Source organism: Changchengzhania lutea (assembly GCF_006974145.1).
In the GTDB taxonomy this organism is placed as follows: Bacteria; Bacteroidota; Bacteroidia; order Flavobacteriales; family Flavobacteriaceae; genus Changchengzhania; species Changchengzhania lutea.
Map to the genome: position 1 here is coordinate 3,673,925 of NZ_CP039456.1, position 12,775 is coordinate 3,686,699.

Annotated in this window: 12 protein-coding genes; 3 read left to right on the forward strand and 9 right to left on the reverse strand. The window is 34.0% G+C overall.

Going from position 1 to position 12,775, the window contains the following annotated elements:
• Window positions 1–2 precede the first annotated feature (2 nt).
• The 4 genes from FAF07_RS16525 to FAF07_RS16540 all read right to left on the reverse strand — a co-directional run bounded on the left by FAF07_RS16525 (window position 3) and on the right by FAF07_RS16540 (window position 4,894).
• The gene (locus FAF07_RS16525; protein WP_142786156.1) at window positions 3–1,661 is read right to left on the reverse strand and encodes an acetolactate synthase large subunit; all 1,659 of its coding nucleotides are present in this window, start codon (window positions 1,659–1,661) and stop codon (window positions 3–5) included.
• Between the two features lie 528 nt (window positions 1,662–2,189).
• Window positions 2,190–2,432, reverse strand: a complete 243-nt coding sequence (locus FAF07_RS16530) for a cold-shock protein (protein ID WP_317130306.1) — start codon at window positions 2,430–2,432, stop codon at window positions 2,190–2,192.
• A 63-nt stretch (window positions 2,433–2,495) separates the two neighbouring features.
• Complete coding sequence (locus FAF07_RS16535) at window positions 2,496–3,566, reverse strand: fatty acid desaturase family protein (RefSeq protein ID WP_142786157.1); 1,071 nt, start codon at window positions 3,564–3,566, stop codon at window positions 2,496–2,498.
• 383 nt (window positions 3,567–3,949) lie between these two features.
• Window positions 3,950–4,894 carry a pyridoxal-phosphate dependent enzyme gene (locus tag FAF07_RS16540; protein ID WP_142786158.1) on the reverse strand — a complete coding sequence of 315 codons (945 nt, stop codon included), beginning with the start codon at window positions 4,892–4,894 and terminating at the stop codon, window positions 3,950–3,952.
• Between the two features lie 198 nt (window positions 4,895–5,092).
• On the opposite strand from FAF07_RS16540, the gene FAF07_RS16545 reads away from it, so the two are divergent.
• Window positions 5,093–5,365, forward strand: a complete 273-nt coding sequence (locus tag FAF07_RS16545; RefSeq protein WP_142786159.1) for a hypothetical protein — start codon at window positions 5,093–5,095, stop codon at window positions 5,363–5,365.
• Between the two features lie 49 nt (window positions 5,366–5,414).
• On the opposite strand, the gene FAF07_RS16550 is transcribed toward FAF07_RS16545, so the two are convergent.
• From FAF07_RS16550 to FAF07_RS16565, 4 genes are all read right to left on the reverse strand, one after another.
• On the reverse strand, window positions 5,415–6,464 hold the full coding sequence (locus FAF07_RS16550; RefSeq protein ID WP_142786160.1) for a glycosyltransferase family 9 protein: 1,050 nt from the start codon (window positions 6,462–6,464) through the stop codon (window positions 5,415–5,417).
• 196 nt (window positions 6,465–6,660) lie between these two features.
• Window positions 6,661–7,575 (reverse strand): EamA family transporter, encoded by a 915-nt coding sequence (locus FAF07_RS16555; RefSeq protein WP_142786161.1) that lies wholly within the window; start codon window positions 7,573–7,575, stop codon window positions 6,661–6,663.
• Window positions 7,576–7,636: 61 nt separating this feature from the next.
• Complete coding sequence (locus FAF07_RS16560; protein ID WP_142786162.1) at window positions 7,637–8,089, reverse strand: cold-shock protein; 453 nt, start codon at window positions 8,087–8,089, stop codon at window positions 7,637–7,639.
• A gap of 178 nt (window positions 8,090–8,267) precedes the next feature.
• Complete coding sequence (locus FAF07_RS16565; protein ID WP_142786163.1) at window positions 8,268–9,821, reverse strand: DEAD/DEAH box helicase; 1,554 nt, start codon at window positions 9,819–9,821, stop codon at window positions 8,268–8,270.
• A 186-nt stretch (window positions 9,822–10,007) separates the two neighbouring features.
• Here FAF07_RS16565 and mgrA point away from each other — a divergent pair, with 186 nt between their 5' ends.
• Window positions 10,008–11,018, forward strand: a complete 1,011-nt coding sequence (mgrA, locus tag FAF07_RS16570; protein ID WP_142786164.1) for an L-glyceraldehyde 3-phosphate reductase — start codon at window positions 10,008–10,010, stop codon at window positions 11,016–11,018.
• 6 nt (window positions 11,019–11,024) lie between these two features.
• Here mgrA and FAF07_RS16575 read toward each other — a convergent pair whose 3' ends face one another.
• Entirely contained in the window at window positions 11,025–11,696 is a 672-nt protein-coding gene (locus tag FAF07_RS16575) for a hypothetical protein (protein WP_142786165.1), read from the reverse strand.
• Window positions 11,697–12,455: 759 nt separating this feature from the next.
• On the opposite strand from FAF07_RS16575, the gene FAF07_RS16580 reads away from it, so the two are divergent.
• Window positions 12,456–12,701, forward strand: coding sequence for an ExbD/TolR family protein (locus FAF07_RS16580; protein ID WP_142786166.1), 246 nt, complete (start codon window positions 12,456–12,458; stop codon window positions 12,699–12,701).
• Window positions 12,702–12,775 lie beyond the last annotated feature (74 nt).

A 12,775-nucleotide genomic window follows, 5' to 3' on the forward strand; every position in this document is an offset into this window, starting at 1 on the left:
TTTTAATTTTTACGTGTTTCAGAATATTCTTTAATAAGAACATTCAATATTTTATGATTTAATGAATAATCAACTACTAAGTCAATAATATGAATCCCTTTGGAATCCAATGCTTTTTGAAGGATGGTTTTAAAGTTTTCAATAGAATCTGGTCGATACCCTTTAGCACCAAAACTTTCGGCATATTTCACAAAATCTGGGTTCTTGTAATCCAATCCATAATCTTTAAAACCTTCATCTTTTTGTTTCCATTTTATCATCCCGTATGCGTTGTCGTTTAAAATGATAACGACCAAATCCAATTGCATACGCATGGCGGTTTCCAGTTCTTGGGAATTCATCATAAAACCGCCATCACCATTTACTGAAATCACTTTTTTGTCAGGATTCAATTCTTTTACCATCATCGCAGAAGCAAGTCCAGCACCCATGGTTGCTAAAGCATTATCTAAAATCAAACTATTTTGTGCGTAAGCTGGATAATTACGTGCAAACCATATTTTATAAATCCCATTGTCAAGCGTTACAATGCCGTCTTCTGGCAGCATATCTCTAGTGATTTTAACCAAACGTTGTGGTAGTATGGGGAAACGATCATCCTTTTCATACTTTGATAAATGCGTAGCGACGTTGTTTTTTACATCTAAAAAGAACTCCAAACCCCATTGGTTGGCATGCGGTTTTAGTACATCGCTTAATTTTGAAATACTTTCGGCAATGTCACCTATAACATTAAGCTGTGGAAAATACACTTCGTCAATTTCTGCTGGGAAAAAATTAACATGAATCACTTTACTGTGATCGCCATGATTCATAAAAAATGGTGGTTTTTCAATAGTATCGTGGCCCACGTTAATAATCAAATCTGCTTTACTGATGGCTTCGTGCAAAAAATCATAATCTGATAAAGCTGCGGTTCCTAAATATAAAGGATGGCGCTCGTCTATAATCCCCTTCCCCATTTGTGTATTGAAAAATGGAATGCCCAGCGTATCTACAAATTGGGTCAATGCTTTTGAAGCACGTTTGCGGTTTGCACCGGCACCAATAAGTAACAGCGGCATGTTTGCCACTTTAATCATATCGGCGGCATGGCTTATGGCTTTTGGTATCGCATGAGGTATTTTAAAATCAACCACATCAAAAATATGAGGGCTTTCTATGTCTTCTTGTGCAATATCTTCGGGTAATTCTATATGAACCGTTCCTGGGCGTTCTTCCTGTGCCAGCCTAAACGCTTCTCTAACTATAGATGGAATATGGCCACCATGTGTCACTTGTTTCGTGAATTTAGTAAGGGGCTCCATCATCTCGACCACATCCACAATCTGAAATTTACCTTGCTTACTCGTTTTTATAGGTTTTTGCCCTGTAATAATAACGAGTGGCATGGCGCCCAATTGCCCATAAACAGCAGGTGTTACCATATTGGTAGCTCCTGGGCCAAGGGTAGACATACATACCCCTGCTTTACCGGTTAACCTGCCATAGGTAGCTGCCATAAATCCAGCGCCCTGTTCGTGGCGTGTGAGCACAAATTTTATTTTATTGGATTTCCGAATGGATTCTAACACATCCAAATTCTCTTCTCCTGGTAATCCAAAAATATATTTGACACCTTCGTTTTCCAATGCTTTTATAAATAGGTCTGATGCCTTCATGTATCTTAATTAAATTCCATATAATTTAATATAAAAAAAGGTAAAGACAAAACTTTACCTATAGGCATTTTCTATATTAAAATTGGGTACTTTTTAGGCTGTTGGCTTTCTTAGAGTTATAAATAATTTGTCGTGCCATATTATTATGAATACTTCCAATTAAGCTGTGATTTTGAAATCGTTCTTTAATAATTATATAAGTTTTTTTTAATAAATTGAAGTGGTTTAAACTTTTTTGGATTGAGGCGAAAATTAGTCATTTTATGACAAATTGAAGGCTTTTTTAAGTTACATAGCATCGCTACGGAACGAAAAAAAGACAAAAAGTAGGTGCAAAAGGACAATTTTTTAGCCAATTAAAAAAGTTTAAACCACTTCATTAAAGCTGAGCCTAAATCCTTTTTGTTTCAATAAAAAAATAAACAATCATTGATTAAAAAGCAAAAGAGCTCACTAATTATAATTATATAAAACAAAAAAACCATCAATTAAGATGGTTTTTTTAAGTAATAATTTTGCTTAGATGTATTAAACTAAGCTCACTTTCACTGCGCTTAATCCTTTGTCGCCTTTTTCAATTTCAAATTGTACTTTGTCATCTTCTCTAATATCGTCGATTAGATTTGTTGAGTGAACAAAGATTTCTTCATTTGTTTCATTAACTGTAATAAAGCCAAATCCTTTGGCATTATTGAAAAATTTTACTGTACCTTCTTTCATTTTGTTCTCTTTATTAGTATTTATTAATTTATTTATTAACTGTTTTAGCATAATTTATGTTTTAATTAGAATTCATATTTTAAGTGACACTGATTTCTTTTCTTCCTAAAAATTTTAGCATTTTACGTGATCCACTATGGCATGGGCAAAACTCTTTTTAACATGATATGGGATGCCATATTCTCTTGCAGTCTCAGCGACAATCTTTGTTAACTTTTTATAATGTACGTGATAAACATCGGGTAATACATGATGCTCAATTTGATGATTCAAGCCACCTATAAGCCAGAACAAAAATTTGCTCTTTGGTGCAAAATTAGTGGTGGTTATAAATTGATGTTTGTACCAATCGTCTGTCATCATGCCCTTTCCATCAGGAAGTGGAAATTCATTGTCTGGCATAATATGAGCAATTTGAAAAACAGTACTCACTAGCAGCCCCGTTACGGTATGCATGCATAAAAATGCCAATAAAATAACCCACCAAGATAATGGCACTATAAGCATTGGAAGCACAAGTGCATACGAATAGTATAAAAGTTTCCATACTGTCATTTCTGCGAGTACTTTATTGTATTCATTTTTCCCATCTAAAAACCTCATGTCTTTATAGCGTTTTAAACGTACAAAATCTTTTGTAGTGATCCATGAAATTGTAGAGATACTATAAAAAAACCAGATATATATATGCTGAAATTGGTGTACCCAATAGTATTTGGCATGCGGTGAAAATCGCAGAAAGAATGGCGCATTTATATCATCGTCTGCCTCTTCTATATTCGTATACGTGTGGTGTAAAATATTATGTTGGATTTTCCAAACCACAGCGTTTGCTCCTATTAAATTAAATGAATATCCCAGAAAACGATTGACATTTTTATTTTTTGAATACGATCCATGAATGGCATCGTGCATAACCCCCATACCTATGCCTGCCATCCCTAATCCGCTCATAGTATATGCTAGAAAAAGCATCCAGGTTTTAGTTACAAGCCCCAAAGACAGTGCCATGAGAGGAATGAAAAATAAACTAAGCATAATAACCGTTTTAACAACCATCGTAGCGTTCGCATGTCTACTTATCTTGTTAGATTTAAAATAGGTATTGACTCTACTTCTAAGCGTTTTGGAAAAATCTCGATTTAAAGTTCTTGAAAATACAGGGTTATTTGTATTGCTACTCATTTATCTTAATATCATAACATATCTAATTGCAATTCTGTTCTATCGCTTAGAACATTCAAATTGTTTTTGATAATGGCGTAGTAAAAAATATTGATGATATAGAAAGTCTTTTTTTGGACATACCATTAAACCTATTATATAAGCTTTTACTCATAAAATGCCTAATGCACTACGACTTTTAAAGTATTTAAGAAAGCGAAGGATTGATTAAAATTTGGGAGAAATTAAAAAAAGATAAGCTACTCGAATATTTCAAGCCAAAGGTAGTTTAAATTATCGGGGGTTCAACACAAAATATGTTAAAGTATTGATTTTCAATTTCATATATTTTTAAAGCACTTAAAATAGCCCCATAATAATGATAAATTGAATTACAACATTTTTTAAAAAGGTAATTGCGTGATATCCACATTGCCACCCGAAATAATTAGACCCACTTTCTTATTTTTAAATAATTCTTTTTCTCTAATTATAGCCGCCAATACGATAGCACTTGAAGGTTCTACTACAATTTTTAAGCGTTCGAAAATAAGTTTCATAGCATCCACAATTTCAACCTCTTCTACTCTGATGATATTATGAATATGTCTTTTAATAATTGGAAAATTAATACTGCCTAATTGCGTTCTTAATCCATCCGCAATGGTATTTGTAGTAACATTCGTTTCAATTTTTCCACTAATTAATGATCTGTAGGCATCATCCGCTTCAAAAGGTTCTGCACCAACAACTTCACAATTATGTCCAAAATAATGAGCGGCTAATGCCGTACCTGCAATTAATCCGCCACCCCCAACAGGCGAAATGATAGCATCTAATTTTGGATAATCATTGAGCAATTCTATAGCGGCAGTACCTTGGCCATGTATAACATCAATGTCATTCGACGGATGGATAAATGTAGCTCCTGTCTGTTGTGAGATTAATTTAGATTCCCGTTCTCTAGATTCAAGTGTCGGTTCACATTCAGTAATTATCCCTTCATAACCTTTAACCGCATCTTTTTTTACTTGGGGAGCATTATTGGGCATAACAATATAGGCAGTCACATTTAAACTTTTTGCGGCTAAAGACAAAGCTTGGGCAAAATTACCGGACGAATGCGTGACGACACCACTGCCTCTTTGCTTGTCACTTAATTTTAAGATGGCATTTGTGGCTCCCCGCATTTTAAAAGCTCCCATTCTTTGAAAGTTTTCACACTTAAAATACACATCAGCTCCTACCAAATTATTTATTTGTGATGAAGTAAGTACAGGTGTTTTATGGATGAATGGCGAAATTCTCTTATGTGTATCTATAAGTATTTGATTGTCTGAATATTGCATAATTAGTGTTATTAGATTAGGAGTATGAGTTTCTAATTTACAATAATTCAGCCATTAAATTAAATATTACGTTTTTAATGAAATTCTGATATGTCGTTCATCTATTAATCGAAATAATCGGGTCTTAGGACTAACAATTTTGGTAACTTTTTAATGTGACTCTATTTTTATTAAACCCAAATTTAAAATATATATACTATGGATGCTAATTTATCAATATTCAATCAGATTAATAGTTTATCATATTGGTTCTTAACCGAAAGTAATTACAAAAGTTCTGTGATACTGGATGCAGAAAAAGACTCTTTCTTTGTAAATATCAAAAAGGGAAACCAGCCATTGTACGCACAACGCATTAGCAATTTCAGTAGGAAAAACAAGCGTTTCTTACAATTTGAGCTGGTAGCTATTGCAAATAGTTTACTTCATATAAAAGAAAAAGTGGAGGACAGGCAATTGGAGAGCGCCTAATTAAATGGTAAGATTTAACTAATTACTTAGTTTAATATTAACTTTCGCTCTATTTTTTAAGTATTGAATCTATGCCCGAGATCCAATCCTCGATATTTGTAATTTTGGTATCCATAGGAAAACTGCCGTTTCCGTAGGGTTGATAAACATTGGGATTAGTTACAGAGAAGAATCCAACGGTAGGGGTTTGCGATGCACTAGCCAAATGCATCACGCCGTTGTCTGCAGCAATAAAAATGGACGTATTATGAATAATTGCCCCCATTTCCCTAATGTCTTTACTATAAAAATGTGGTGCCTTAAAACCAATTTTTGAAATATTTTCAATAGGCAACATTTCTATTATAGTGTATTCCGGATACTCTTCTAACAGTCGATTATAAAAGGTTTCCCACCAATCTTCAGAATAGCATTTTTTTCCAGTGGCATTCGTATAAATACATATAATTGGTTTACCATTATCAACAATCCCTTTTAACAGCTGCTTCCCCTTTTCTATTTCTGAAGGACTTAATTTAATATCTAATAAGGGCACATTACTATTATTTTCAGGAAATCCAAGTTGTTTTAAATAATGCCTTAAATTGTAAACAGGATACTTCGAGATATGTTTACAATCTTCATATTTACTTTTAATTTCTTCATTGACATCACCAAAGACTTTATACTTTGCCTTAGCCAATTGTGTAGATAATCTACCCGAAGATGAATTTTTATCGCCATTAATAACCAAGTCATACTTCTTTCTTTTCAACTTAACCCAACACCAACCATAATCTAATAGGTGACTAAAGGCTTTTTTGGGCAGTTGAATAATGTTTTCAACCTGCTCATAATTTTCAAAAACAGGGTATGCTACCCCGCCTTTAACAAATAAATCGATTTTGCAATCTGGAAAGGTATGTATAACCTCTTGCACTAAAGGTGTTAATAATAGCTGGTTACCTAAACGATGGTTTGGTCTACTAATAAGTATCTTTTTTATTTTAGGCTTATTTTTTAAATCAATCGTAGGGTTTGTATAGGATTGTCCAATGTTTTTGGTCAGTGAATTCATCACCTTCCGCCTTACATGATTGATTCTTTTTTTGATACTCATTTCACCAATTAGGTTTTAAAAATATAAACGCGCCAAAATTACAATAATGGTTAAGACTAGCCAAATACATTAGGGAATTGGAGACGACAGATTGTCGTTTTGCCTTTGTTTAAATAATACGTTGAATACCAAGTTATTAAAATCGTTCACTAAGGTGAAAGCCATTGCGCTGACTATCAAATATTTTACAGCCCTTTTAACGTCCAATAAAACGAATTCTAAATTTCTTTTTTGAAGTTATAAAATAGACCCCTGTTAACAGTACAGCAGCGGCAATAATGGTTTGGACATTTAATTGTTCATCTAAAATAAACCAGCCTAAAAATATTGCAATTACCGGGTTTACATAAGCCGATGTTGAAACTTTTTCTGTAGAAACCGTTTTTAACAAATAATTAAATGCCGTAAACGCGACGATACTACCAAAAATGATTAATAGTCCTAGAGACCATTGTACGGATGCACTCCATTGTAACGGTGAAATCCAATCTTCTCCCAAAAACAAACTTGTTATTGCTAATAGTAAACCTGCACTAATCATTTGATAGCCCGTGCTCACTAAAAAGTTAGCAGGTAAATCGGCCTTGGATACAAATACACTGGCATAACTCCAACTCAATACACAGGTTAGAATCATGAACATGCCCAAGAGGCTGCCTTCATCTGACACCAATTCTTTTTGGCTCACTAATAGGTACATCCCTACAACGCCAAGTATAATGCCAATGATGGACTTTTGCTGAATTTTTTTTCCGTCGATTAATCGCATTAATAATAACACGAATAGAGGTTGGGTAGATGCTTCCAATGCCGCAAAACCACTATCTACGTACTTAAGTGCCCAAATAAAAACACCATTGCCATACACCAGAAATAAAAATCCTGCGATGGTGCAATTGATGAGTTGCTTTCTGCTAATTTTTAAAGAGCGCTTTAAAAACTTAGCAATAATGAATATAAGCATACCGGCCGAAGTAAAACGAATGGTGGCAACGAAAAACGGTGGGATTTCGGTAACTGCAATTTTATTAAGCAAATAGGTGGAGCCCCAAATAACATATATGGCAAAGAATGCCAAAATAATGAGAATCGTTTTACGAGGTAAACTCATATATTTATATTCAAGACATTAAATTGCCATAAAACACACTAAATCAATATGTTGAAAGTGTTTATATTTTTTTTACGCGAACGGCATTCATGCCTTTTTGTCCACGCTCTAACTCGTAAGTTACTTTATCGTTTTCTTCGATATCTTCCAATAAGCCGCTTACGTGTACGAAATATTTTTCTTGATTTATGCTGTCAAGAATAAATCCAAACCCTTTTGAATGATCGAAAAAAGAAACTTTTCCTTCTTTGTTTGCAGGCTCTTCTTCTTCTCTATCTTCTTTTTTAGGAATACCCAATTCAATACTTTCAGCCTCTACTTTTTCACGCATAGCAGGATCTGGCGGCGTATCTGTTAGATTCCCGTTAAAATCTACGTAGGCAAATTGAATCCCTTGTGGGTTTTCTTTTGCTTCAGCTTTACGGGCGTCTTTTTTCTTTTGCTTGTCCTCTCTTTTCTTTAAGCGTTTTTTTTCTTTTTCAATCTTATTAAATGTTACTTGAGATTTTGCCATTGTTTATATAATGTGGTTTAAAATTTAAAGGTTTAACTTTTAAAATAACTGCTCATGCGCATCACATTTCAAAAATGAAAATGGCATAATTATTCTATAAAGGATAAATGTACGTAAAGGTACATTATATTTTAAGGATGTTATAATTATATGTTACGTAATTTAATTTTTGATTTTTTTAATCTTCTGGTGGATAGCCATGGATGGTCTCAAAAATAGCATCAAAATTAGACCGCAGATGTGCGTTAAGCTTTTTCCGGTAATCGCCTTTTAACCATTCTACAAAGTTAAATGTACTTTTACTAATACATTTGGTATAACGTTGAATTCTGAAATCTATATCATCACCAAGTTTTTTGGCAAGGGCTAAGGCATCATATACATCTTCACTATTTTCAGAGCAAATATATGCGTGTTGCGCGATTGAACGCTCTAAAACCACCTTTGATGATTCGCCATCCCTGATAGATTGTACGTAAGTTTTCTGAACATCAAAATGGACGTCCTTAGATTTTGAAAATTCAGCACGCAATTCATCAGGCATTTCATACCTGAAATTACTTTCTAATTCCTCATCACTAAGAAGCGCATCTAAATAGTAGTTTGGCGATCTGAATATACGTTGCCAATCTAGATCATCTCCCCACGGACCGAAGCGGTGAAAATTATTTCCTAAGTCAATAACACTAAACGTCTTTTTATTTTCCAATACACGCGACCCACGACCAATCATTTGGTAATACAAAGTCAATGATTTGGTTGCTCTATTTAAAATGATACTATCCACGGTCGGTTCATCAAAACCAGTCGTCAAAATACTTACTGATGTTAAAATGGCATCAGGTGTTTTTTTAAACCACTTTAGGATTAAAGCACGTTCCTTTTTTGTATTCGTATTATCTAAGTGAGCAATTGGGTATCCCGCGGCCCTAAAGGTGTCATAGACATGTAAAGACGTATTTATACCATTATTGAAAATTAATACTTTCTTTCCTTTGGCACGTTCTTCATAAGCCTGTAATAGCTTGGTAAGCATGTCATTATCTGTATACAGATCCTCTGAAGATTTAACAGTGTAATCCCCATTCGCCCCTACTACTAAAGAGGTTAAGCCTACATTATAGCTAAACATTTCAGCCCGGGCCAAAAAGCCATTTTCTATTAGAGATTCTATCGTTTCACCAACTATTAATTCATCATAATTATCAGTCATTGGTAGTTCCATACTAGAACTTAAAGGCGTTGCTGTAACGCCTAAAATAAAGGATTGACTAAAGAATTTAAAAAGTTTGGTAAAGGAGTTATAGTGGGCTTCATCGATAATCACCAAACCAATATCCGATATATCTAATTTATCATCATTTAACCGATTATTCAAGGTCTCGACCATAGCCACAAAACAGCTATAATCCGATTGATCACCAAGGTCTGCTTTACTATCTATCACCTTATTGTCAACACCGAACTCGGTAAGCATTTTAGAGGTTTGTTTACACAGTTCTATCCGGTGCGTCATGACTAACACCTTTTTTTTGTGGTGCTTAAGGTATTGTCTTACAATTTCAGAAAAGATAACGGTTTTCCCGCCACCAGTCGGTAACTGATAGAGTAAATGATAGTCGTCTGGCGACTCTTCAAAGCTTTTAAAAATTTTATCTATAGCCCCTTTTTGATAGCTATATAAATTTTTACCAACGTTTCTTTCTTCTAATTCTGTTTTGGATATGGACATGCATCAAACTTTGTAGCGTGCAAAAATAACACCTTTAAAGCGTTTATCAAGACTGTTTGGAAGGAAAATTATAAATGAATTTAAATTTTATCAAAGAAATAATAAATTTTGTTTCTAAATCCCTATAATCTTTCAATTATGATGAACAATTTATACATTTACATCTTATAGAAAAACTTATAAGACATGCAAAATAATAATCATTTTGATGAACAAAAACATCTAGCTAACAGCAATCGATATGATTCCATGTCCTACAGACGGTGTGGAAAAAGCGGTGTCTTGCTACCTGCAATCTCCTTGGGATTATGGCATAATTTCGGATTTGTGGACAAACTGGAAAATGGCACGAATATTATAAAAACGGCATTCGATTTGGGAATAACCCATTTTGATCTAGCCAACAATTATGGCCCGCCTCCCGGATCTGCCGAAGAAAATTTTGGTAAAATTCTAAAAGCTAATTTTAAATCGTATAGAGATGAACTGTTTATTGCGACCAAAGCTGGCTATGGGATGTGGGATGGTCCTTATGGTGATTTCGGCTCTAGAAAATATTTAATATCTAGTTTAGATCAGAGTTTAAAACGCTTGGGCTTGGACTATGTAGATGTGTTTTATCACCACAGACCAGACCCTGATACACCTCTTGAAGAAACTATGAGTGCCCTTGCCGATATTGTAAGACAAGGGAAAGCATTATATGTGGGGGTTTCTAATTATCAACCTAAAGAAACTGAGCAAGCCGCTAAAATTTTAAAGGATTTAAAAGTTCCTTTTATTTTACATCAAGCCCGATATTCTATGTTTGATCGTTGGGCGGAAGATGGTCTTTTAAACACGTTAGAAGATAACGGAGTTGGATGTATCGCTTTTTCTCCATTGGAACAAGGCCTGTTAACGGATAAATATTTAAATGGCATTCCTAAAAACTCACGTGCGGGTGGTGATTCGGTTTTCTTAAATGCGGATAACGTAAACAGTAATATTGAGAAAGTCAAGACATTGAATGCTATTGCTGAGACACGAGGACAAAAATTGTCTCAAATGGCTATTGCTTGGCTATTAAGACAAGCTCAAATAACATCGGTTTTAGTTGGGGCGAGTTCCTCAAATCAATTAAAGCAAAATGTAAAATCCTTGGATAATCTGAAATTTTCTGATGAAGAAGTTAAAAATATTGAATCTATAATTTAGAAACAATTACTCTTTAACCACTATAATCGTCGCTTTTACACCAGCTGATAAATTCCATTGATTTGCCGCCAGGACAATGCCTTTATCGTCAATAACCTGAAATTCGGCTGTATTGGGTAGCGAGTACCCTTCGTTGAGGGCCAAAAAGTCTATTTTGTTGAATCCATCCAGTAAGGTTAATTTAACCGATTTATAACCATTAGTCAACAAAATACGGGGTTGAATCGTTTCATCATTAACCAAAATACTTATGATATCGCCATCTTCTAAACCAAAATCACGAAACAGCAACCGCACATATTCTGATTTACTTTTAAAATCACCAAAATACTGATCTGTTTTACTGCCTTTTGAACCTAAGCCGGCTTCAACTTCTATATTCTTGGTTTGTTTATTTAACCGACCCTCGTACTGTTCACCAGGATTTCCAAAAGTTTCGCCAAACATTGAGAATTCTTTCTTTGGCGTTTCCATATTGGTAGACACTCTGGGCACGCTCAATCCATTTAACTTATTAGAGTTAGTTTTTGGACTAGCGGGCAACAGGACATTCACACTTGCAGAATCTTTTTTGCTTTCTACTGCGGGAATTATTATAGATTTTTTTTCGTTATCAATCTGTCCATAGCCTGAAAGGGCTAAAAATGAAAGTATAAATAAAAGAAAAAAACGCTTCATTAGACTAATACATTATTATTCACAATGGCTTGAAAGTTTAAGCAAATCCATGCCAAAGATATTCGTTTATATGACATAGTCCTTTGAATATGTCCTTTTTTAGAAAATCAAAAACCGTACCTAAGTAAAAAATCAATACCTAATTCTCTACTTTTTAGTCGTCAATATGTTAAAATTTGTTAATATATTACTATGTTATACAAAGTACTGTAACATTTTTAAGTTTGTGTCGTCTATCTAGTATAAATCAATTAAAAAAACATCAATTATGAGAACTTTAAACACCAATCAATTAACTGGAACTTTATCATCAACCAAAAGTAACGAATGGAACAGTAAAAGACGTTACAGATAAGTAGCGTCTTTTTAAAACAAATCATCCATCAAACAATCAATCAACTAAAACCAACAGAAATCATGAGAACATTAAACACCAACCAATTAACTGGAACTTTATCATCAACCAAAAGTAACGAATGGAACAGTAAAAGACGTTACAGATAAGTGACGTCTCTTAACCCAAATGCTTTCATCAATCAATTTCAATCAACAATCAAAATGAAAACAATCACTAAAATATCTAGACGCCTAGACAACATCACTCAAGAAAAACTATTAGACTGTAGACGCATTTTAAATTTGCATACCTCGAATACAGCTACTTGGAGAGGGACCAAAAGATATGCACACTAAATCTTGAAATCATTATATGGTATTGTTTTTGTGAATTAAATTTTACAAACGATTAAATCCAACATTATGAGACATTCAAAACTAGTGCCAGAAGTCAATGCGGGGTCTATGGCAGACATCGCATTTTTATTACTCATCTTCTTTCTTGTTACTGCGGCTATTCCTAATGATAAGGGAATTAATCGAAAACTTCCAGCAAAATGCCCTCCCAACACCGTTTGCGATAGTGCCATTAAAGAACACAATATCCTACGCATTCTCATTAATAACGAGGATGACATCATGGTAAATAGTAATTTTTATCCAAAGTAAATCGTTATCCAAAGTTATTACCCAAAAAGTTCATAAATAACTGTAAACCAATCTTACTTGTGATAATATTATCG

Coding starts and splice junctions, on each gene's coding strand:
- FAF07_RS16560 (WP_142786162.1), bottom strand. CDS start 8,089: ATGGCAAAATCTCAAGTAACATTTAATAAGATTGAAAAAGAAAAAAAA.
- FAF07_RS16545 (WP_142786159.1), top strand. CDS start 5,093: ATGGATGCTAATTTATCAATATTCAATCAGATTAATAGTTTATCATAT.
- FAF07_RS16580 (WP_142786166.1), top strand. CDS start 12,456: ATGAGACATTCAAAACTAGTGCCAGAAGTCAATGCGGGGTCTATGGCA.
- FAF07_RS16550 (WP_142786160.1), bottom strand. CDS start 6,464: ATGAGTATCAAAAAAAGAATCAATCATGTAAGGCGGAAGGTGATGAAT.
- mgrA (WP_142786164.1), top strand. CDS start 10,008: ATGCAAAATAATAATCATTTTGATGAACAAAAACATCTAGCTAACAGC.
- FAF07_RS16525 (WP_142786156.1), bottom strand. CDS start 1,661: ATGAAGGCATCAGACCTATTTATAAAAGCATTGGAAAACGAAGGTGTC.
- FAF07_RS16575 (WP_142786165.1), bottom strand. CDS start 11,696: ATGAAGCGTTTTTTTCTTTTATTTATACTTTCATTTTTAGCCCTTTCA.
- FAF07_RS16535 (WP_142786157.1), bottom strand. CDS start 3,566: ATGAGTAGCAATACAAATAACCCTGTATTTTCAAGAACTTTAAATCGA.
- FAF07_RS16530 (WP_317130306.1), bottom strand. CDS start 2,432: ATGCTAAAACAGTTAATAAATAAATTAATAAATACTAATAAAGAGAAC.
- FAF07_RS16540 (WP_142786158.1), bottom strand. CDS start 4,894: ATGCAATATTCAGACAATCAAATACTTATAGATACACATAAGAGAATT.
- FAF07_RS16555 (WP_142786161.1), bottom strand. CDS start 7,575: ATGAGTTTACCTCGTAAAACGATTCTCATTATTTTGGCATTCTTTGCC.
- FAF07_RS16565 (WP_142786163.1), bottom strand. CDS start 9,821: ATGTCCATATCCAAAACAGAATTAGAAGAAAGAAACGTTGGTAAAAAT.